Origin of the sequence: Sphingobacterium olei (genome assembly GCF_005048855.1) — a bacterium.
Classification (GTDB): domain Bacteria; phylum Bacteroidota; class Bacteroidia; order Sphingobacteriales; family Sphingobacteriaceae; genus Sphingobacterium; species Sphingobacterium olei.
The window spans coordinates 142,867-166,318 of sequence record NZ_SUME01000009.1 but is presented as its reverse complement, the minus strand read 5'-3'; the positions used below and the strand labels follow the sequence as shown (position 1 = coordinate 166,318).

Here is a 23,452-nt window from a genome sequence, read left to right as displayed (position 1 = left end):
ATAACAACTTCTCTGCTAAACAATAATGATACGCAAATGGGTCCTGTATGAACAACAATAATGCGAGAAAATAAAGTAGGATTTTCAGAGGTCGGGTGGATTTTATTACTTCATATGAGAAAATGAAAAAAACAATATTACTGGCAGTTTTGGGATTAAGTGGGTCCCTCTATGGAAAGAGCTCCCCGATAAATGGTGAACCCACTCAGTTGAGATGCGAGCATCTGGTCAATCCTATCGGGATAGATGTACCGAATCCGAGGTTGATGTGGATGTTGAGAGATGACAGGCAGGGAGCAGTACAGATTGCATATCAGGTGTTTGTCGGCGTCGATTCGATGGGGGTTGTGAATAACCAAGGTGAAATTTGGGATACTGGAAAGCAGTCTAAAGCAGATATCCTTGTTTCCTATGCTGGACAAAAGTTAGTTCCACTGAAACGGTACTTTTGGAAAGTGACGGCGTGGGACAAAGACGGCAAACCAAAATCTTCAGCAGTAGCATCCTTTGAAACAGGTATGATGGGGAGAAATAGCTGGAAGGGAACATGGATCAGCGATCATCACGATATCCACCATAAAGAAGCACCCTATTTCAGAAAGCAATTTGAGGTAAAGAAGACGATCAAGTCTGCCAGGGCATATATAGCAGTGGCCGGATTGTATGAACTTTCGCTGAATGGTGAAAGGATTGGAGATCATCGATTAGATCCTATGTATACGCGTTTTGACAGGCGTACGCTTTATGTAGCGCATGATGTAACCGCCCACCTTCAATCCGGATCAAATGCTATCGGGGTCGTATTAGGTAACGGATGGTACAACCACCAACCACTTGCTGTTTGGGATTTTCACAATGCACCTTGGAGGGCGAGACCAGCGTTTTGTTTAGATCTTCGCATAGTTTATACGGATGGAACGGAAGAAACGATTGTGTCGGAGCGTGATTGGAAAACATCATCCGGACCGATTACATCGAATAACATATATACAGGAGAACACTACGATGCCCGCTTGGAGCACGATGGTTGGGACAAGCCGGATTTCGATGATGCTAAGTGGCGTGGTGTTCGATATCGAAGCACGCCTTCGAACTACATCGTATCGCAGCAGATCGCGCCTATACGGTTGGTAAAAACCTACAATGCAGTATCCGTTAAAAAGTTTGATGAGAAAACCTATGTTTTTGATATGGGACAAAATATGGCTGGTGTTACACGTATTAAAGTCAAAGGCCCCGAAGGAACTGTACTTAAAATAAAGCATGGAGAGCGTCTGCATGAAAATGGTCGCCTGGATCTATCTAATATCGATGTATACTATCGCGGAGATAAAGAAAAAGATCCATTCCAGACAGATGTCGTTATACTAAGTGGTAACAAGGAAGATGAATTTACGCCAAAGTTTAACTACAAAGGCTTTCGTTATGTCGAAATTATCAGCAGTAATCCCATCGTACTGGATGAATCGAATTTAACAGCTTATTTTATGCATAGCGATGTTGATCCGACTGGCCAAGTCAGAACCTCCTCAAAATTGGTAAACGACCTATGGAAAGTAACGAATAATGCGTACTTGTCGAACCTGATGGGCTATCCGACGGATTGTCCGCAAAGAGAGAAAAACGGTTGGACTGGGGACGGACATCTGGCTATTGAGACCGCATTATATAATTTTGACGGTATAACTGTGTATGAAAAATGGTTGGCAGACCACCGCGACGAACAACAGCCCAACGGTGTGTTGCCGGATATTATCCCCACTGGTGGATGGGGATATGGTACCGCAAATGGATTGGATTGGACGAGTACAATTGCCATTATTCCTTGGCAAGTGTATATGTTCTATGGCGATAGCAGACTTTTAGCGGATTGTTATGAAAATATAAAACGGTACGTCGATTATGTAGACCGCATCAGCCCGAATGGACTGACTACTTTCGGGCGTGGCGACTGGGTGCCCGTAAAATCGGGATCAAATCTAGAGCTTACATCGTCTACCTATTTCTATGTAGATGCAACTATTTTAGCCTCTGCAGCCAAACTGTTTGGCCGCGAGGACGACTATAGAAAATACGATGCGTTGAGTAAAAAAATCAAGCAAGCCATTAACAGCAAATTCTTGAATACTGAATCCGGAGTATATGCAGATGGAACACAAACCGAACTGAGCGTGCCGTTACATTGGGGGATTGTTCCGGAAGATATAAAGGCTAAGGTAGCCGCCAATCTGAACAAAAAAGTAGAGGAAACGAATTTTCATCTTGATGTAGGCGTATTGGGTGCAAAAGCTTTATTAAATGCGTTGAACAATAATGGATATGGTGAGACTGCCTATAAGGTGGCGGTTCAGGATACGTATCCGTCATGGGGATGGTGGGTTGTAAACGGAGCGACGACATTGCTCGAAAACTGGGATTTAGAGGCAAAAAGAGATATTTCGGATAACCATATGATGTTTGGAGAAATCGGAGGGTGGTTCTTTAAATCTATCGGAGGTATTATGCCCGATCCAGATCAGCCCGGATTCAAAAACATTTTACTTCGACCAATATTTCCAGTAGGATTGGATCAATCAGAAGTTACACACCGATCTCCCTACGGTGAAATTGTGTCTAGCTGGAAAAGGAATAAAAAGACGATTGTTTATGATATACAGATTCCAGCAAATTCCACAGCCAAATTCTATCCTCCTGAAAATGTGGAAGGCAGTGGCGAAGCGATAGAATTGGTATCTGGAAAACACCAGTTAAAACTAAAACTAAGATAGGAAGCTATCAAACATAGGAGATTGCCCCATTGTTGTGAGTAGAACTGACTGTATTCATATCGGGTTGTACCGGTCGTTCCCAAAGCTTATGAATTAAGTATGACATTATTGTAGGATTTAAGTTGTTTAAAATGTTGATGTTTATCCCAAATAGTGTTAACTTACTATCATAGTAAGAATATAAAATAAGGTTGCGATTGTATCTTTTTCGTTGGTACTATTGTCTTTGATGACTACTTTGATAGAATGGTAAAGGGCTTCTTACGGTACGCGGGAAAAGTACTTATTTTATGTCATGTTTTTTTTGCAATTTGAACGCATAAATCAGATTAATAATCTGTTTATTTGTGCTAACTTAATAATAGAAATTCATTGACTCAACCCGATGTTATGGTGTTAATTGTTTTGAACCTTATTTTTTGTCTTGCATTTATTGGATTTGCGTATGTAAATCTCAATGATAAAGATTCGTGGCTATGGATACCCATCTATATGTTGGCTTCCGTTTGTTGTGGATTGGCTGTTTTTCATTTTTATTACCCATTGATTTATTTGGGTGCCATTCTGTTTTATGTCGTTTATGCCATTATCCTCTTTTTTGCCAAAGATGGTGTATGGGACTGGCTGATGAAATATCGTAGACCGAGTCTTGTTGAAAGTATGCAAGCGACTAAACCTTATATTGAGAAAACGAGGGAATTTTTTGGTCTTCTGATCGTAAGTATTGCATTGGGGATAAATTATTTTGTTGCTATTAATTTATAAAGAATCAAACCTGTGGTCGATATAGAAAAGAAGAAAAATCTTGATAAGTTATTTCAACAAATCATCCAACAAAACCTCAGTTCCGATGCATGGGCTTGGTTGGCCGATAAAGTGGAGCGTATCAAAACAGAAGAAAAGACACTACAGTTAAATCTGAGTTTTGCACAGCTGCCCAGAATGTCAGGTAAAAATAACCTGATCGTACAGCCCGAAGACTTAGCGGAAATAGCTACCTTATTACCCGGCTTTTCTTTACAGGGATGGACAGCTGATCGGCTGGCGCGTGTCTGGTTGTTGATGCAGCTGCCGGATGTGGATAAGATGGTGTACCTGAAGAAAATCAAGAACTTATTTACGGTAGCGGAGATGAATGAACTGGTTGCACTCTATTCCGCTCTTCCTTTCTTGCATTACACCGAAGAGTGGATCAGCACCTGTGAAGAGGGCATTCGTAGCAACATAGGTACGGTATTGGAAGCTATACTGTATCACAATCCCTATCCAGCCCATGCGCTTTCAGAAGCTGCATGGAACCAAATGGTTTTAAAAGCTTTTTTTAATGAAAAAGATGTCAGCCAAATCCCTGGATTAAAAACAAGAGCTAATCAGGCGCTGGCGCATACGTTGAACGATTATGTCCAAGAACGTTTAGCTGCTCATAGAACGGTTCATCAGGAAATATATAGATTAATAGAAATAGGAAAATAATAAAATATTGAATAATGTGCTGTAATGACAATTTCCAAGAAAGAAATAAGGGAGAAAGAAACCAAGATGTGCTAGATTTGAATGATATCAATGGGATGCAGTTTTTTGATCCGCATATCCATATGACCGCACGTACGACGGATGATTACCAAGCAATGGTGGATGCGGGTATCGTCGCTATTATAGAACCCGCTTTTTGGCTGGGACAGCCCCGTACTGGAGTTGACAGTTTTAAAGATTACTACAGTAGCTTGATCGGTTGGGAAAGATTTAGATCTTCACAGTTTGGTATCAAGCATTATTGTACAATAGGCTTAAATTCACGTGAGGCAAACAATGAAGAGCTAGCAGAGCAGGTGATGGAGCTATTGCCACAGTTTGTTTTTAAAGAAGGAGTGGTGGGAATCGGAGAAATTGGTTTTGACGACCAGACTGCTGCCGAAGAAAAATACTTCAGGTTGCAGTTGGAGCTTGCTAAAGAGGCGAGTTTACCCGTTCAGATCCACACACCGCATCGAGATAAGAAAAAGGGCACGCAACGTAGTATGGATATTGCTATTGAGCACGGTCTGTCGCCCTATTCGGTGATTGTGGATCATAATAATGAAGAAACTGTTAAAGAAGTGTTGGATCGAGGTTTTTGGGCTGCATTTACGATTTATCCTTTTACAAAAATGGGCAATGAACGTATGGTGGAGGTCGTAAAGCAATATGGTTCCGAAAGGATCATGATCAACTCTGCTGCCGATTGGGGAATTTCTGATCCGCTGGCTGTACCTAAAACTGCAGCATTAATGAAAAAATCAGGTATTGGTTTAAATGATATTGAACTCGTTAGTTTTAGAAATGCGATTACGGCTTTTGGTCAGAGCGGACAGATTGATGAGCATGATTTTATTGCGATTAAAAATATTGATCAGTCTCAAAAATTTGCAAGTAATTCCATCTTGCGAGGTGGGCAGCAACCTCGAATTGATAAAAATTCGATCATCATCAAATAATTAAGCTACTGTATTGAAAAAGTTATTAGGCTATATTAGGTTGATGCGACCTGCAAATGTCGTTACGGCGATAGCCGATGTACTTGCTGGTATCTCCATATCGGGCTATCTATCACCATTGGGATGGTCCCCATTGCCAATATTACTACTCTGCATCTCAACCATAGGTCTGTACAGCGGGGGCATTATCTTTAATGATGTCTTTGATTCAGAATTAGACCGAGTTGAACGCCCCGAAAGACCCATACCAAGTGGAGTGATCAGTAAAGTAGAGGCCACTGTATTTGGAATCTTATTTTTCGGAATCGGGATGGGAACCGCCTATTTACTCGGACTAGCTTCGACGGTACTTGCTATTGCGATTATGTTGGCTTGCCTCGTATACAATAGGTGGGCAAAACATCATCTGCTATTAGGACCGCTTAATATGGGGCTTTGTCGTGGATTAAATCTGTTACTGGGTGTCAGCATCATAAGTAGTGAAGTGGGGCAATGGTGGTTTTTGGCTATAGTACCTATCATCTACATTGCATCCATTACGATGATTAGTAGAGGTGAAGTGCACGGAGGAAATAAAAAGATGCTTTATTTTGCAGGCATACTTTACACTATTGTTATCGTTAGCATCTTGTTTTTTGCTGGGATAAGAGGAGATATCTCCATCACTATATTGTTTATTGTTCCGTTTGCATGGATGATTTTTAAACCGCTTATAAAAGCAATAGATAATCCTATAGGACCCAATATAGGGAAGGCAGTTAAAGCAGGAGTGATTGCATTGATTTTCATGAATGCAGCTTGGGCCAGTGTTTTTGCAGACTGGAAAATTGCACTGGTCATTATTTTTTTATTACCATTATCCATTTTACTAAGTAAAGCTTTCGCTGTTACTTAATTAGTGAGTTTCAATTATGAGTTTTTTAGAACAGTCTTTTAGTGTAAAATTTGAATATAAGATTTATTTTGCTAAATCGTTATTTGACATCAGTAATCCCACCTTGGCAAATTTCTTTAAAGAGAGTCAAACAAGTGTAGTACGTAAAATATTTTTTGTACTCGATCAAGGCGTTGCAGATGCGCATCCAGGCCTCGTGTCTAGCATTCAAGCATATTTTGATCAATATCAAGAAATTCAGCTGATTCAGGAGATAATGGTTATTCCCGGAGGGGAAGCGTCCAAGAATGACATTACACTATTCGATCGTTTGGTAGAGGCGGTGGATCGTTTTGGTATTGATCGACATTCTTATATCGCTGCAATTGGTGGAGGCGCAGTACTCGACCTTGTGGGCTATGCCGCCGCGGTATCACACCGTGGTATCAAGCATATTCGTATACCTACCACAGTGCTTTCACAAAACGATTCGGGTATAGGTGTTAAGAATGGTATAAATTACAAAGGCAAGAAAAATTTTTTGGGCACTTTTTCACCCCCCGCAGCGGTATTTAATGATGATCAGTTTTTATTAACATTAGCCGATAGAGATTGGCGATCGGGTATCTCGGAAGCTGTTAAGGTAGCATTGATAAAAGACCCGGCATTCTTCTCCTGGATTGAGGAACATGCGACTCAATTGGTCGCTCGTGATCTGGATACCATGAATTACTTGATTGCACGTTGTGCAGCCTTACATTTAAACCATATTGCTTCAGCAGATCCATTTGAGATGGGATCTGCAAGACCTTTGGATTTTGGACATTGGAGTGCACATAAATTAGAGCAATTGAGTAATTTTAATGTGTTACATGGTGAGGCCGTTGCCATGGGGATAGCGTTGGATAGTGCTTATTCTTTCATGACAGGATTATTGAGCGAAGAAAAATTATTGCGGATTTTGCATGTATTGCTTCATTTATCTTTCGACATTTCGAATCCCTTGATTCAGATTAGTGATCCCGAATCTCCAATATTGCATGGCTTAAAGGAGTTTCAGGAACATCTCGGCGGAAAACTGACCATCACTTTGCTGACCGATTTGGGAACTGGAAAAGAAGTTCATGAAATGGATCATCAGATGTTGATCCAGGCAAGTCATTATGTTTCGGATTTTACGAGTAAAGCAGCTGTTTTACCTCTTTAGTACTAATAAAAATGAAAGTTAACACAGGCCATTTGACCTATTGTACCAATATCCATCCTGGAAAAAATTGGGCGGATGATTTTAAGGCTTTAAAAGACAATTTTTCGATTATCAAACAGTCCATTTCGCCAGATAAGCCGCTTGGAATAGGACTTCGGCTGTCCAATATATCGAGTTTAGAGCTTATCAAAGAAGGTAACTTAACAGCATTCAAGCATTGGCTGACTGAAAATGATGCTTATGTCTTTACCATGAATGGTTTCCCATATGGAGAGTTCCACCGTACAGTAGTCAAAGCGGAAGTACATACACCTGATTGGACTACTGAAGCACGGAAAGACTATACCATACGACTGTTCGGAATTCTCCAGTCTTTATTGCCTGAAGGCATGATTGGAGGGATTTCTAGCTCTCCGCTTAGTTATAGACATTGGTTTACCACTACGGCTGATGTGGTGGAGGCGAAGAGAAAGGCGACGTTAAATATAATCGATGTCATAAAAGAATTAATTTCAATTGCTAATAGCACCGGTACGATTATGCACCTTGACCTTGAACCTGAACCCGATGGTATACTGGAGACGGGGAGAGAATTTATCGATTGGTATACCGATGAGCTGCTCCCTATGGCAGTTCCGGATATTGTAGTTTCATTTGGAACCTCTGTTTCTGAGGCAGAATTGTTAATTAAGAAACATTTGTGTCTTTGCTATGATGTCTGTCATTTTGCGATTGGTTATGAACAGCATGCTGCTGTGTTAAGAGAATTGAAAGAGAAGGATATCCAAGTAGGTAAGATACAGATATCAGCTGCGTTGAAAGCAGATCTTGATCAAACTGAGGTACAACGTACTGCCGTGAAAAATAGTTTTCAAAAGTTTAATGAACCAACTTATCTGCATCAAGTTGTCGCTTTAAAAAAGGATGGCGATTTGATTCGTTATCCAGATCTCACACCCGCACTAGCTGATTTTGAACATCAAGATGTTGTCCAATGGCGAGCTCATTTTCATGTTCCGATATCTGTTTGTGATATCGGTGCGTTAAAGTCAACACAGCAGGATATCATTGAGGTTTTGAATTTACAAAAGAATGAACCTTTTAGCGAACATTTGGAAGTGGAGACCTATACCTGGGAAGTATTGCCAGAGCAATTAAAAATACCAATCGCAGCGTCTATCAGCAATGAGCTGGAATGGGTCATTAAAAGTAATGTATAAATGAAGAAGACGGTTGTGATTGATGTAGTGGGCTTATCCGCAAATTTGATAGGAAAGTATACGCCATTCTTAAAACGGTATATAGAAAATAAAAATCTGGCAGCTATAGCGCCTATGCTACCTGCGGTAACGACTAGTGTACAGTCTACTTATCTGACGGGTAAACAGCCTACCGAGCATGGTGTTGTGGGAAACGGCTGGTACGATGATATGGATGTCGAAATCAAATTCTGGAAGCAGTCCAATAAATTGGTTCTTGCTGAAAAGATCTGGGACAAAGCCAAAAAAGAAGATCCAAACTTTACCTGTGCCAATCTATTTTGGTGGTACAATATGTATTCTGATGTGGACTATAGCGTGACACCTCGTCCCAACTACCTGGCCGATGGTCGGAAACTGCCCGACTGCTATGCCCAGCCCGCCGAACTGCGTGATATTTTACAGGAAAAACTTGGTCAGTTTCCGCTGTTTCAATTTTGGGGCCCGGGAGCCAATATCCAATCCAGCAGATGGATTGCGGAGGCATCCATGATCACCGAAGAGCTTTACGATCCAACACTTTCGTTGATCTACTTACCACATTTGGATTATTGTCTGCAAAAATTTGGAAATGATTGGCCCAATATCAGTAAAGAATTAGGTGAGATCGATGCTTTGATAAGAGACTTGGTAGCGTTCTATGAGAAAAAAGGAGCTAATATCATTATTCTTTCTGAATACGGCATTTTACCTGTAGACTCTCCCATACATATCAACCGGATATTTAGACAAGCCGGATTATTACAGATACGTGTAGAGCGTGGTTTGGAGTTATTAGATGCCGGGGCTTCTCAAGCCTTTGCAGTGGCGGATCATCAGGTAGCACATGTTTATATCAACGATAAGTCGGTTCTACCTCAGGTCAAAGAAATCTTGGATAAAATACCAGGGATTGAGATGGTGCTTGATAAGGAGGGGAAGAAGACGTATGGTATAGATCATTCGCGTGCCGGAGATTTTGTGTTGGTTGCCGATCAGAAAAGTTGGTTTACCTATTACTTCTGGCTCGATGATGACAAAGCACCTGACTATGCCAGATGTGTCGATATCCATAAGAAGCCGGGGTATGATCCTGTAGAAATGTTTATGTCTTCGAAGTTTCGTGCATTATATAAACTCTTGAGAAAAAAAGCAGGATTTCGCTATGTAATGGATGTAATACCCTTGAATGCCAATCTGGTAAAAGGTTCACATGGTAGCGTCAATACACCTTCCGAATTTCATCCTGTTTTGATTACAGAAACAGATTTAAATAACAGCAGTATAAAGGCAACTGAGGTTTATGGATTAATTTGGAAATCTTTGCATAGCGAAAAGAATTAATGCTGTTGGCAATTTTATAATATAATCAAGAACCTACAGGATTCTTTCCAATACAAACAAAGCCACTCCCTAAAAAGAGTGGCTTTGTTTGTATTCAAGTATTGATAATACAACTCATTATCTCAATGAGTTGATATAAGCTGCCATTTTTAAGCCGTCAGCTTTAGATACCTGTGGCATAGGCGGCATTTCCGTCGCATAACCTGGCCAGTTTTCTGGTTGAGGGTTATAGATGAGCTGCAAAATTTTTTCATTTGAATATTTGCGTTTGGCAATTTCCGTAAAAGACGGCCCTATTTGCTTTTTTGTAGGGTGATGACAAGCCAAACAAGTATTACGGGTTAACAAACCACTTACTTCTTGGTAAGTTGGAGCTTTCGCAACCGCCGGTTTGACTTCGGTAGTTTTCGCAGCAGGTTTAACTTCGTTTGCTTTTGCTGTTCCGCTTGCCTTTACTTCCGTTGTTTTTTTGCCAGCAACCACTTTGTTGCTACTTGGAATGGCTTTCTCGACTGGAGCCGGAGTGACCTCCACCACGGCGTCATTTGCGGAGTTTCGGGTACTCAGTGTAGCCAAGGCTAACTTCTCACCTGTAGGTATTGCGTTCAATGTATAATAAGCGTCAGGGTGAATAATAGAGTAGAAATTTTGCTTCTCCCGTATGCCATCCACATTAATGACATGGATATAGTGCTCGCGGAGGCCATCTACCACGATTCTTGCTCTAAGTCCATCGGGAGAAACCTTAACGCCTTTTATGTTTAAGGTTTCGTTATTAACTGGAGGTGAACCATATACCGGCTGATATTTGTAGATAAAACTTTCAACACGATAGGAAGCTAAATCTTCTGCCGAAGTTAGATCTACCGGTTGGGTGAATTCGATTTCAAAACCATCAGGCATTGCTCGTACCGCTTTCATATCAAATGGGATCTGATTATTGTATACCAAGCGCTCAAGACCTTCATTTGCATCACCGGCAGAACCCCAACCGCGGTTAGTTTCACCAACAAACAAAGATCCATCTTGTCCCCATGCCATTCTCAAAACACCTGATCTAAATCCACTTCTGAACATAAATGCAGCACCCTGTTCTTCACCATTCACAGTTTCTAAGAAAACACGTGAAATGATACTCATTCCTTGGTCACCAACCAGTAATTGCCCCTCAAACGGACCGAATGTGCCTTTAGGGATTTTTACGGGCTCAGAATTTGAAATACCAAGGATACCATGAGGTAACCATACCGATGGCAGACGAATTTCAGGAAATTCTTTTTTCATTTCAAAAACCGTTTTGAAATTCTCGTTGACTCTGTTTTCAGGCTTGATGTATCGTCCTTCCGCATTTTTGATGCGGCGTTCGTCTACTTTAGAATAGAAAGATTCAGCGGATAATTTTACAGGTGAATCCGGTCTTGTTGTCCATCTTAAGCTGGCAGGATGTCCCATGAAATCACCTTTACTGACCCTCCATAGACCTCCAGAACCAACCCAGTCGCCTTGGTTTTCGGTGTAATAAAGTTGGCCATCTATGACATTGAGACCTGCAGGGGAACGTACGCCTGCGGCCCAAGGTTGCATTTTACCATCTTCTGTAATATTCATAACCCAGCCACGCATAGGAACACGGCTTTCTGCACGCCACCATTCTTCGTTCCCGAAAGCCACATTTCCGGATACGAAAAACGATCCGTCTGCTGCTATTTTAGGTCCAAAACTGTATTCATGATAATGTCCGCTCAGCGGCCAAGCAAATACAGTTTCATAGACATCAGCTTTACCGTCCATGTTTTTGTCGATGAGCTTCGTTAGCTCACCTCTTTGCGCCACATACAACGCACCATCTTTGTAAGCCAGGCCTAATATCTCATGAAGACCAGTTGCAAATTTTCGAAAGTATGGTCTGTTGCTCGTTGGGTTTTCTACAATAAATACATCACCCCGACGGGTGGATATGCCTAGATCTCCGTTAGGTAAAGTAACTAGTCCGCCAACCTCTAAAACAGGTCCTTCGGGCATTCTTACTTTCATGATCTTAAAAAAGTCTTCTTCTTTTGGTGTTTCTTGAGCTTGGGAAACAGTATAACCAAAGCTCAAAGCTAGCATTGCTAGCATTCTAAAGGTGTGTTTCATATAATATCTGTACTCTTTCAATTAGAATGAAATAGAATAATTTAATTGTTTGTCAAATGGGATGATTAGCTCTTTTCCTCCATTAGCATCCCGAATAACAGGTTTTGGAGCACCTTTATCAAGTTCAAGGTAATAAGATTGTCCATCTACGAGATAGTACCCTTTTGTGAGTTCTTCAATTGAGCTTGCATTAGCCAATAAAAAATAAAGGTTTGCTACTGGTTTGTCAATGTTTACGGATCTGCTCAAGCTTTTGCCATTGTTAGACACCGTGATGATATCAGTCACCTCTGCACCATAGATATTATATTTAAATTGGGGTCTATCTTCATTATCGATGACATAACCTTTCGTTCTAAATCCAGTACCTATACTATCTACTGGCCACGATGCTTGATTGTTTGTAAGTTGAGCCAAAGCTAGAGTAGGGGTCTTTACAAAAGAAGTTATTACTCCACGAGCTCTAGAAGTACCGTTCCCTCTACCGTCCCACATTGGTGTAGCGTCAATAAATTCACCATGCCATGCTTGTAATAACAAACCATTGTCCAAATCATAACTATAATGTGTTTTTAACGGACTGCCTACTGATATTGCATGTACAGCAATTTGCTTCGGAGCATAGTTAACAAAGCTTCTGATCATCGTATTGGATGGTGCATCTATATAGATAGGGTCAGCACCGCCACCAGCTCTATTGTTTCCATTGAGCATCTCTTCGGGAAGTTTTGATATTTTAATGTTTCTAAAAGCAACAGAGCCATGATCTCCTTGAAGACGTAGCGGTCCTAAAGGTTTTTCTTTATCAGCAGCCCCACCGGTTGGTCCGAACAATTCAACATTATCCTGTACGATAACCCCATTGAGCTCAACAGCTAAAATTCTTGCATTTGCAGTTTTGTTTCCTGAAGCATCAAATTGTGGTGCTTGAAATGCAATTTTCAGGTGCTGCCATAGACCAGGTGCTTTGCTTGCATTTTGACGTGGAGCGTAGCCTTCGAAACCTTTGGAGCCTTCAGGTCTCGTGTCATCCCAACGTTCGTAAATACCACCATTGTCAGACGAGAGGGGATGTAACACGCCCCAAGAATCTTTAAGTTGCACTTCGTAATTTCCTTGCAAGTAAATGCCTGAATTTGAATTGTTAGCCATTAAATAATCCAGCTCGAGAATCATGTTTCCGTGAACTGCATTCGTTAACAAGTCGGATCCCTTCACTTTATTGGAAGTGATGTTGACGAGGATACCTGATCCTTTTGTAGCTTTCAATTCATTTTCATTTCTTGGGTCTGATATTACTTTTTCTGCAATAGTCCAAGATTTTCCTGCAGCATTGAAGGCAGAGAGGTCGTTAAGTTTAATTTCCGATTGATCGGTTAGCTGCTGGGCTAATAATAATGTCGTTCCAAATAACCAACATAAGCTGGTTGTTCCGAACTTCAAATAGTTTAATTTCATATGAAGTACTAGGTTTTAAAAGATAAATATAGCAATTTTGTCTTTGCTAAAAGGATTTTATTTGTAAAAATAATATTATGATTGTGCCGGTTAATACTAAACTACGATTTATAAACATCAATAAATAGGAGAGAATGGAGTCTAAAAATGAGCCAGCAAAATAATCTATATATTGGCGAAAATAATACTAGTTTGAATGAGGTTATAGTCGCATCTTTATAGGTCAAATTCAAAATAAGTAGGTGAAACCAATAAGATTAAAAAATTTTTATGATTAAAACACTTTTGTCAAAGATCTTTTTGTTACTGATTTTTATATCAGTTATGGGGTCTTGCCATGAAAAGCGTTCTGGAAAACCAAAAATATTGGTTTTTAGTAAAACCGCCGGCTTCCATCACGATTCAATTGAAAAGGGAAATGCTGCGCTTCAGAAATTAGGCCTACAGAACAACTTTGATGTAGATACAACAACGAATGCCGAATGGTTTACAGAGGATTCTTTAAAGCAATATGCAGCCGTGGTTTTTCTAAATACAACTGGTGATCTATTGAATAATTATCAGGAGGCTGATTTTGAGCGTTACATACAGGCAGGTGGCGGTTTTGTAGGTATTCATGGTGCTGCTGACGCTGAATACGATTGGGGATGGTATGGCAGATTGGTAGGAGGATATTTTGTGACGCACCCAGAAGTCAAGGAGGGAAAGTTGACCATAGTAGATAAAAAACATCCGGCAACAAAATCTCTTCCGGATATCTGGGTACATACGGATGAGTGGTATGTCTTTAAAAAAATGAACGAATCAACTCATAAATTGATGACGATCAACAAAGAGGTGTATGCCAATCCAGAACAAATGAACGAGACACCAATGGCCTGGTACCACGACTTTGATGGGGGGAGGTCTTTTTACACCGGCTTAGGACATCGGACGGAAGACTATACAGATACGCTATTTTTGAAACACATATTGGGCGGTATTGAATATGCAATCGGGGGTAATTATGAATTGGACTATAAGAAAGCGAAAACAAAGCGAGTACCAGAGGAGGAGAGGTTTACTAAAGTAGCATTGGCGGTTGGTGAATTTTTTGAACCAACAGAAATGACCATCTTACCCAACTTGGATATCCTAGTGGCCCAGCGCCGAGGCGAATTACTACTCTATAATCAGGAAACAAAAAAGGTGAGGCAAGTGGGCTTGTTAGACGTATACCATAAAACAGAAATGCCCAATGTGAATGCAGAAGAAGGTTTTATGGGATTGACAATTGACCCAGATTTTGCAGATAATCATTATGTATATGCATTTTATAGTCCAAAAGATACTTCAGTTAACCGTCTTTCTAGATTTGAGTTTAAAAACAATAAGTTAGATCTAGCAACAGAAAAGATTGTGCTTCAATTCTATTCACAACGTGATATCTGTTGTCATACTGGTGGCTCTCTTGCTTTTGGTAAAGACAGGAACCTTTACCTGTCGACAGGTGATAACTCGACACCATTTGATGAGAGGGGACAAAAATTTGTTAGCAATGGTTACTCACCAAGAGATGATCGGGCTGGACATGAACAGTATGATGCTGCACGCAGCGCAGGAAATAGCAATGATCTTCGCGGTAAAATTTTGAGGATAAAGCTGAAAAAGGATGGTTCATATGAGATTCCAAAAGGCAATTTATTTGCAAAGGGGCAGGCAAATACAAGGCCTGAAATTTATGTCATGGGTAACCGAAATCCATATCGGATCTCGGTCGATAAGAAAACCGGTTTCCTTTACTGGGGAGATGTAGGTCCGGATGCGAACGAGGATAACGACAGTAGGGGCCCAAGAGGTTATGATGAGATTAACCAAGCGCGTGAAGCCGGTTTTTACGGATGGCCATTTTTTGTGGGTAATAATTATGCATACCATCCATACGATTATGAAACAGGGGTGAGTGAGACACCTTATGATCCCGATAAGTTGATAAACAACTCCCGAAATAATACAGGTATAAAAGAACTACCTCTGGCTCAACCTGCTTTTATTTGGTATCCTTATGCTGATTCCCCGGATTTTCCGCAAGTGGGTTCAGGTGGACGCAATGCTATGGCTGGCCCCGTATACTATTCGGCGATGGCGCCAAAAGAGAATCGTTATCCAGATTATTATGACGGGAAATTTTTTATGTACGATTGGGTTCGAGGATGGGTCAAAGTGGTGACGATGTTGCCAAATGGTGACTTTGATAAAATGGAGCCCTTCATGCCTTCTACGAAATTGGCTTCGCCGATTGATATGGAACTGGGGCCTGATGGGAAAATATATATCTTGGAATACGGTAGTGGTTGGTTCAGCGAAAATGCTGATGCAGCGCTATCGAGAATCGACTATAATGGTGGAGAGTTGGCTTCACAACGTGTCGAGAAAACTGTATCAACAAAAAAATCGCCTGCAGATACAGTTTATAAAGATCTGGACAAAGCCAATGGAGAATTGGGACATAAAGAAGGGTTAGATACACCGAAAGGTGAAGCCTTGATATTGGCGTCAGATTGTAAGGCCTGCCATGCAACGGATAAAAAGTCTGTCGGTCCTTCTTATAAAGAAATCGCTAATAAATATAAAGACAATAAAGATGCTTTATCTTTATTAAACGGGAAGATCGTCAAAGGTGGTGCCGGTGTTTGGGGCGAAGTGGCCATGCCGGCGCATCCTTCGTTAAAAAAAGAAGAAGTAAATGAAATGGTAAAATGGATACTATCCTTATAACTCGTATTGCTATCTATTTAAATAATCACAATACGTTAAGATGAAAAGAACTCTAAATTTAATCCTCTTCCCGCTATTACTAGGATTGACCCATGCTGTCGAAAACCCGCAACAACAAGTAATAAAAAAAATCGGGAATTATTCCTTTACCCAACAGGCACAGGATAGCCTGAAAATGTTATCTGGAGCCCCCGAAGGTTTAATCATGACACATTTTACAGGTCCGGATCTGACTCCAAGCCCAGCTTGTTTGGCGGTAGCTCCTACGGGGGAACTGTACGTTGGGGTTGATATGATCGGCTCGTTGGGAAAAGATATGGGAAAAGGGTTTATCCGCCGATTTGTGGATACGGACAATGATGGGGAGATGGATAAGCATACCGATTTTGCCCGAGTGGACAATCCCAGAGGTATATTTGTCCTAGGCGATCAGGTGTTTGTATTGCATACCACATTCGATGCTACGACTGGGATAGCGACGGGAATGGACTTGGTTGTTTTTGAAGATAGAGACCGGGACGGTGTTGCCGATGGAGCGGCCAAACCACTTGTTGTCGGATTGAGCAACGCCAAATACATCCGGGAACGTGGTACCGACCACGCGACCAATGGAATCAGAATGGGGATTGATGGTTGGATATACATTGCCGTTGGTGACTTTGGATTTCACAATGCAACGGGTACCGATGGTAAAAAATTGACCATGTTGGGCGGGGGTATTCTACGCGTACGTCCTGACGGCACAGAAGTGGAAGTATACACCCACGGTTTACGTAATATCTATGACTTAGCCATCGACCCTTATATGAATATTTTCACGAGAGATAATACCAATGATGGTGGCGGATGGGATATCCGGTTCTCCCATCAGATTCAATCGGGAGAGTACGGTTATCCTTTATTATTTCAGAATTTCACAGAAGAGATTATCCCGGCTTTAGCCATGCTGGGTGGTGGATCGGGTACGGGTTCCTTATATATGGACGAAGATACCTGGCCGGCGAAGTACAATAAGGTGCCGATGATGGCAGACTGGGGAAGAAGTTTTCTATACCTGCACCATGTGACGCCGGATGGGCCAAGCTTTACACAAAAAGAAGAAGAGTTTATCAAGTTGCCACAAATTACCGATCTGGATGTAGACGGTTCGGGTAGATTATATTTAGCAGCTTGGGATGGCGCCGGATATTCAGGCAACCCGGATAGAGGTTATGTGGCTCGCGTCGTTCCGAAAGGATGGACGTACAAAGCATTCCCTGATACGAAGAGGGCTTCTGTCGCGGATTTAGCCAATCTGTTAAAATCAGGTAGTGCAATAGCTAGGCTTTATGCGTCACAGGAGCTTCTTTCCAGACCAACCGATGAAGCTACTGCCGTCACGTTAAGTACGGCAAAAGATAAGGACTTACCGTTAAGTGTGCGTGTAGCCGCCATATATACCTATGCTCAGGTAGCGAAAGAAAAAGCAATTTCAGCGTTGGTTGAACTTGCAAAAGAAGAACAGGTCAGGGAATTTGCTTTTCGCGCATTGACTGATCGCATCGGTACATTGGAGCAGGTTCCGATCGATCCGTTTATCGATGGACTAAAAGATCCATCGGTGCGGGTACAGACAGCTTCCATTGTGGCTTTAGGACGTCTTGGGCGTGTCGAGGCAGCCAACGCTTTATTACAAACAGCAGTGCCTGCTTCTTTTGTTGCTCCCGCAAAAGGAGTCGAAGGGCCACATGATGTGCCCAATGCCGCGATTATTCCTGCACACTTAGCCGTGCGAGCCTTAGTTCGCTTGAACGCAGTCAATTCAAGTGTAGGGTTCTTGGGGACAGAAAGTCCTGACTTGGCTTTATGGGCTTTGCGTTATATGCATGATACCCGAGCGGTCGACGGCTTAATCGCAGCGTACGGAAAAACCAAGGACCAAAAGCTGAAAGATAAAATCCTGGTTACTTTAGCCCGACTATATAAGCAAGAACCGGCTTATGATGCTTCATGGTGGTGGGGTACCCGTCCAGATTCGCACGGTCCGTACTATAAAGGTGTCGAATGGGAGTCATCACAGGTCATAGAAAAATTCTTGAAGGCGGAAAGCTTAAAAGCAGGGGTCTCAAAGAAACCGTTTTTTGCTGCTTTGAATGATAAGTTCCGTATGGAAATCGCTGCTTTCAATGTGGTAAAGAAAGATGTAGCAGTAAAGGAAGTTGCCGAGCAAAAAGTTGATTTGGATAAAATCAAAAACCAAAAAGGACAGGTTGGCAAAACTTCCATAGAAGATATCATGTTGGCCCTTGCTAAAATAAAAGGTGATCCTGTAAAAGGCAAAGCACTCTATACTAAACAAGGCTGTTTTGCTTGCCATAGTACTAGCAAAAGTGAACCTATGAAAGGACCATTTATGGGGCAGATCGGGTCAATTATGAATCGCGAACAAATCGCAGAATCTATATTGAAACCAGATGCTTCTATCTCTCAAGGGTTTAAAACTGTATTGGTCGGTACAAAAGATAAAAAGAGTTATATGGGCTTTGTGACGCAGGAAACTGCAGATAAAGTGGTATTGAGAGATATTGCAGGTTCGGTTACGACCGTACAAAAGAGTAATATCGCTACAAGAAAAGAAATGCCTAACTCTATGATGCCGGCAGGATTGGTAAATTCATTAACCGTGGAAGAGTTTGCATCACTTGTCGCTTATCTCGAAAAACAAAAGTAAGTAACGAGGTCATCCAAGAAAAAAGGCTTCTCTATTCCGAGAAGCCTTTTAAATTCAAAAAGTCAAAATCTAATGATTAACAGTATTCGTCAAATGCTGCGACCAGATTGTCTGCAATCATCTGAGCAGGACGGCCTTCAATCATATGTCTTTCTATCATATGGACCAATTTGCCGTCTTTGAATAACGCCATTGCCGGTGAAGATGGAGGATAAGGCAACATATATTGACGGGCTTTATCCACGGCATCTTTTTCCATTCCTGCAAATACAGTGACTAATTTATCGGGATGCTTCTCGTTTTTAACAGCTGTTTTCGCTGCTGGACGCGCATTCGCTGCAGCACATCCACATACGGAATTTACCACGACGAAAACCGTTCCTTCTGAAGGAATGGCGGAATCAACTTCTTCAGGGGATTTAAGTTCTTGGAAGCCTGCGTCTACCAGTTCTTGACGCATAGGAGCTACTAAATATTCTGGATACATGATGTTAAAATTTAAAAGTCAAAATTAAAAAATATCAGACACCTCATTAACAATATTGTATTTGTTCTTGATGATTGTCTAGTGCAAATATAAATCATAAAATTGCGTGCGTCAAGTTAGTATCCTCAATATAATGTCACTTTTGCATACTTAATGTAATTAAAGACTTTGAATTGAGTTGATTTTCAAGTAATTTTGTCTTTCTAAAATATTTAAAGAATACATTATGTCATCATTAGAAACTACTTACGTCCCCTACAAAGTAAAAGATATTACACTTGCAGAGTGGGGGCGCAAAGAAATAGAATTAGCTGAAGCGGAAATGCCTGGGTTAATGAGTCTGCGTGCAGAATTTGGTGCTGCCAAACCATTAAAAGGGGCTCGTATTGCAGGGTGTCTTCATATGACGATTCAAACTGCGGTATTAATCGAAACCTTGGTGGAATTAGGCGCGGATGTAAGCTGGTCTTCTTGTAATATTTTCTCTACGCAGGATCATGCTGCTGCTGCTATTGCTGCCGCAGGTATCCCGGTGTATGCATGGAAAGGATTGACTGAGGAAGAGTTTAACTGGTGTATCGAGCAAACCTTGTTTTTCGGGGAAGACCGCCAACCGTTAAATATGATATTGGATGATGGAGGAGATTTAACCAATATGGTGTTCGATAAATTCCCAGAATTGATTGCTGGAATCAAAGGACTTTCTGAAGAAACAACAACGGGTGTGCACCGTTTGTATGAGCGTATGAAAAATGGCACGTTACACTTGCCTGCTATCAATGTCAATGATTCTGTTACGAAATCTAAATTCGATAACAAATATGGGTGTCGTGAATCATTGGTAGATGCAATCCGTCGCGCAACGGACTTAATGTTGGCAGGTAAAGTCGCAGTAGTGGCCGGTTACGGTGATGTAGGGAAAGGATCTGCAGAATCATTACGTTCGGCAGGTGTGCGTGTAATCGTTACGGAAATCGATCCGATATGCGCTTTGCAAGCCGCAATGGAAGGTTTTGAAGTGAAAAAATTTGCGGATGCCGTAAAGGAAGCTAATATTGTAGTAACTACGACAGGTAATAAGGATATTGTTCGGGCTGAGCATTTTAAAGTGATGAAAGACAAAGCTGTGGTTTGTAACATTGGGCATTTCGACAATGAAATTGATGTAGCTTGGCTTAACACTAATTACGGCAATACCAAAATTGAAATCAAACCTCAAGTTGATAAATATACCATCGACGGAAAAGATATTATTTTATTGGCAGAAGGTCGTTTGGTAAATTTAGGTTGTGCTACTGGTCATCCGTCTTTTGTCATGTCCAATTCATTCACCAACCAAACGTTGGCGCAATTAGAACTCTGGACAAATACAGCGGCTTACGAAAATAAAGTATACACCTTGCCTAAGCATTTGGATGAGAAGGTAGCTCGTCTTCATTTGGCACATATCGGTGTGGAATTGGATACTTTAACGGCAGATCAGGCAGCTTATATCGGTGTGACGGTTGATGGTCCTTTCAAATCGGACGCTTACAGGTACTAAGTCATTATCACCTGTCGCCATTGCGATGAGCGCAGCGAAGAAGCAATCTTACTACTATGCTTTGTAAAAAGACTGCCGCGTCGTGCCTCCTCGCAGTGACGAACAAGTATTAACGTCATCGCGTGAAGGAAGAATGGCGACGACCGCGAAGCAGCTCCGAAGGAAACCAATCTTATGGATGCGTTTAAGAAGACGCCACGTCGTGCCTCCTCGCAATGACGAGATATAAAAAAAAGGAACGTCCTTGCCTGCGGTAGACAGGCAAGGACGTTCCTTTTTGTGTTCAAAGACGTTTTTTTCAGCTCCTTCTTGGCTAGACAACACAGCCTTACCACTGGCAGTCCAGTTTAAGTATTAATTTTTAGTGGAATACTGTCTCTTTTACAGCTTTTAAAGCATTGTGTAAACGGTCATCATCTAAGCCGGATACGATCACATATGTTGCTTGCAAATCGGCCAACTCTTTTTTCCATATCTCCATAAAGTGTTCACGTTGGTCGGGGAAGTCTCTCAACGGATCATCTTGCCAAGCGAGATCAATGTCCATCAAGAGGTACAGATCATACTGCCGGTTTTTTATTTCTTCTTTTACCTGCGAGGGCGTATCGTTAAATAGGTAGTCACACCATATTTTTACCGTTAGAATCGTCGTGTCTAGGATGATAATTTCATTTTTTGCCAATGGAATCAGCGCCTCTTCTAATGCGACCTGACCGTGGAACATATTCACTTCATCTTGCAACGTATATTTATTATGAAGGTCTCTACAATAGTAACGGGAATATTCTGGTACACAAATCGTATCGAATTGTTCGGCTAAATATTTTGCTATCGTGGATTTCCCGGTGGATTCGGGACCGACGACGGCTATTTTTTTTACATGTTTTTTCACGTTTAAGAGTCCTTTTTTGTGCGGTAACAGATTTTCGTTATTCTTGTAACAACTTGCTGTGCAATAATAGCAAAAGTCATCCAAAAAATAGAGTATCTGCTTATTCTAAAGCGGTTGGTTACGCAAATTGTTGAAAAATAGAGGAGAGAAAACCGTATATACCTCAATTGTTTTTTGCAATTAAAGATACACTTAAAACAAGAAAAACCGTCCGATTGCTATTGTACTACCTTGTTGGCACAGGCTGTACTTGCAAATGATTCGGGTTTGGCCTTGAAAATAAATCCCATTCCCATGATATAACCCATGGCTTCTTTAAGCGCTACATTGGATTGAAAATTTGGGTTGGTGTTGATGTCGGCATGGACTTCGAGATCAATGTGGTATTGGTCAAGAAGGGGGCAGAGGTGATAGGCTATTTCTATCGATTTTTGAACTTCAATGAGCATACGTTCTTTTATACTCATTCGATGTGGCTTTTTGTCTCGCTGGATAAACATAAACCCTCCTTTGTGTTCCCGTAGGAAAACGATGACGGTTGCGAATTCGACAATTCCCCGTTTTACTTGAGAGTCGGTTCCTATGTAAACCTTGAGCTTGTTACCGACATGGGCTTCTTTACGTATGATTTCTTCAACAGCCTCATTGATAGGAATCCGTATGACCTCGCCATTGTATTTGTGCCATTCCATAATGTTGTTTTTTATGTATTAAATTTAAAGTTATAGTGTTCATTTTTTATTAATTATATATTAATTTTTAACTGATTTATAAATGAGCGGATATGCACATTATATTACTCTTTATTTCCGTAAGCCAGATCTCCAGCATCGCCGAGTCCTGGGACTATATATGATTTGCTGGTTAATTCATTGTCGACGTCGCCTATCCATATGTGCGCTTCGGGTACGAATGCCCTCACATGCTGAATCCCTTCCTCAGAGGCAATGACTGCGGCGATATGAAGTTCCTTGATGTTATATTCCGCTAACAGTTCTTTGCAGCATAAAACGAGACTTCTTCCGGTAGCAAGCATGGGGTCTACCATAATGACAATCTTGTCGTCCAGATTCGGTGTATTCACATATTTTTTATGTACTTCAAATTCACCACTTTTTTTAGTGTGTCGGTAAGCAGCAATAAAGCCACTATCTGATTTATCAAAAACATTTAGAAAACCTTGGTGGAAAGGTAATCCTGCGCGGATAATAGTAGTTAGAACGGGATGCTCTACAAGTTGCTGTGTTCCAGCGACACCGAGCGGTGTTTCTACTTCATGAAGTTCATACTGAAATGTTTTACTAATTTCGTAAGCCATAATCTCACCTATACGTTCTAAGTTCTTACGAAAGCGTAACCTGTCTTGTTGTATATGGACATCGCGCAATTCGGCTAAAAAATGATTGGCTATGCTATTGTGTTGGGTGAGGATGTTTATCATAGCGTATGGGTTTTAATTTCTAGCAATTTAACAAAAAAAATCATTGAATGTTTATTTCAGGCTACATTATTGTATGGAGTATTAAAGATGACGAACATTTTTATTAAGTTTACATTTCACGAA

Annotated in this window: 17 protein-coding genes; 11 read left to right on the top strand and 6 right to left on the bottom strand. The window is 41.1% G+C overall.

Translation table 11 applies throughout. The features are described 5' to 3' along the window. Positions 1–122: 122 nt before the first annotated feature. The 8 genes from FAZ15_RS19240 (at position 123) to FAZ15_RS19205 (ending at position 9,905) form a co-directional block, all read left to right on the top strand. Entirely contained in the window at positions 123–2,768 is a 2,646-nt protein-coding gene (locus FAZ15_RS19240) for an alpha-L-rhamnosidase (protein ID WP_136902943.1), read from the top strand. A gap of 390 nt (positions 2,769–3,158) precedes the next feature. After that, positions 3,159–3,533, top strand: coding sequence for a transmembrane 220 family protein (locus FAZ15_RS19235; protein ID WP_136902941.1), 375 nt, complete (start codon positions 3,159–3,161; stop codon positions 3,531–3,533). A gap of 12 nt (positions 3,534–3,545) precedes the next feature. Next, entirely contained in the window at positions 3,546–4,241 is a 696-nt protein-coding gene (locus FAZ15_RS19230) for an EboA domain-containing protein (RefSeq protein ID WP_136902939.1), read from the top strand. 14 nt (positions 4,242–4,255) lie between these two features. Beyond that, positions 4,256–5,242: a TatD family hydrolase gene (locus FAZ15_RS19225; protein ID WP_136902937.1), complete on the top strand. Its 987-nt coding sequence runs from the start codon at positions 4,256–4,258 to the stop codon at positions 5,240–5,242. Between the two features lie 13 nt (positions 5,243–5,255). After that, the gene (gene eboC / locus FAZ15_RS19220) at positions 5,256–6,137 is read left to right on the top strand and encodes a UbiA-like protein EboC (protein ID WP_202912457.1); all 882 of its coding nucleotides are present in this window, start codon (positions 5,256–5,258) and stop codon (positions 6,135–6,137) included. Between the two features lie 16 nt (positions 6,138–6,153). After that, a complete protein-coding gene (locus FAZ15_RS19215; RefSeq protein WP_136902935.1) occupies positions 6,154–7,323 on the top strand; it encodes a 3-dehydroquinate synthase in 1,170 nt (389 codons plus the stop codon). A gap of 11 nt (positions 7,324–7,334) precedes the next feature. Further along, positions 7,335–8,543 carry a metabolite traffic protein EboE gene (gene eboE / locus FAZ15_RS19210; RefSeq protein ID WP_136902934.1) on the top strand — a complete coding sequence of 403 codons (1,209 nt, stop codon included), beginning with the start codon at positions 7,335–7,337 and terminating at the stop codon, positions 8,541–8,543. Continuing rightward, positions 8,544–9,905, top strand: coding sequence for an alkaline phosphatase family protein (locus FAZ15_RS19205; RefSeq protein ID WP_136902932.1), 1,362 nt, complete (start codon positions 8,544–8,546; stop codon positions 9,903–9,905). 117 nt (positions 9,906–10,022) lie between these two features. Here the strand turns inward: FAZ15_RS19205 and FAZ15_RS19200 are convergent, their stop codons facing one another. Both FAZ15_RS19200 and FAZ15_RS19195 read right to left on the bottom strand, forming a co-directional pair. Further along, positions 10,023–12,041, bottom strand: coding sequence for a hypothetical protein (locus tag FAZ15_RS19200; protein WP_136902930.1), 2,019 nt, complete (start codon positions 12,039–12,041; stop codon positions 10,023–10,025). A gap of 21 nt (positions 12,042–12,062) precedes the next feature. Next, the gene (locus FAZ15_RS19195) at positions 12,063–13,499 is read right to left on the bottom strand and encodes a 3-keto-disaccharide hydrolase (protein ID WP_136902928.1); all 1,437 of its coding nucleotides are present in this window, start codon (positions 13,497–13,499) and stop codon (positions 12,063–12,065) included. A 270-nt stretch (positions 13,500–13,769) separates the two neighbouring features. On the opposite strand from FAZ15_RS19195, the gene FAZ15_RS19190 reads away from it, so the two are divergent. Continuing rightward, a complete protein-coding gene (locus FAZ15_RS19190) occupies positions 13,770–16,256 on the top strand; it encodes a ThuA domain-containing protein (RefSeq protein WP_136902927.1) in 2,487 nt (828 codons plus the stop codon). Between the two features lie 40 nt (positions 16,257–16,296). Beyond that, positions 16,297–18,966, top strand: a complete 2,670-nt coding sequence (locus FAZ15_RS19185; RefSeq protein WP_136902926.1) for a DUF7133 domain-containing protein — start codon at positions 16,297–16,299, stop codon at positions 18,964–18,966. Positions 18,967–19,042: 76 nt separating this feature from the next. On the opposite strand, the gene FAZ15_RS19180 is transcribed toward FAZ15_RS19185, so the two are convergent. Further along, the gene (locus FAZ15_RS19180; protein WP_136902925.1) at positions 19,043–19,453 is read right to left on the bottom strand and encodes a BrxA/BrxB family bacilliredoxin; all 411 of its coding nucleotides are present in this window, start codon (positions 19,451–19,453) and stop codon (positions 19,043–19,045) included. A gap of 226 nt (positions 19,454–19,679) precedes the next feature. Between FAZ15_RS19180 and ahcY the strand changes: the two genes are divergently transcribed. Beyond that, on the top strand, positions 19,680–20,996 hold the full coding sequence (ahcY, locus tag FAZ15_RS19175; RefSeq protein WP_136902924.1) for an adenosylhomocysteinase: 1,317 nt from the start codon (positions 19,680–19,682) through the stop codon (positions 20,994–20,996). Between the two features lie 361 nt (positions 20,997–21,357). Here ahcY and FAZ15_RS19170 read toward each other — a convergent pair whose 3' ends face one another. The 3 genes from FAZ15_RS19170 to upp all read right to left on the bottom strand — a co-directional run bounded on the left by FAZ15_RS19170 (position 21,358) and on the right by upp (position 23,329). After that, positions 21,358–21,888, bottom strand: a complete 531-nt coding sequence (locus FAZ15_RS19170; RefSeq protein WP_136902923.1) for an AAA family ATPase — start codon at positions 21,886–21,888, stop codon at positions 21,358–21,360. Between the two features lie 218 nt (positions 21,889–22,106). Then, positions 22,107–22,580 carry a ribonuclease H-like YkuK family protein gene (locus FAZ15_RS19165; protein WP_136902922.1) on the bottom strand — a complete coding sequence of 158 codons (474 nt, stop codon included), beginning with the start codon at positions 22,578–22,580 and terminating at the stop codon, positions 22,107–22,109. Between the two features lie 104 nt (positions 22,581–22,684). Continuing rightward, on the bottom strand, positions 22,685–23,329 hold the full coding sequence (gene upp, locus FAZ15_RS19160; protein ID WP_136902921.1) for a uracil phosphoribosyltransferase: 645 nt from the start codon (positions 23,327–23,329) through the stop codon (positions 22,685–22,687). Between the last annotated feature and the right edge of the window lie 123 nt (positions 23,330–23,452).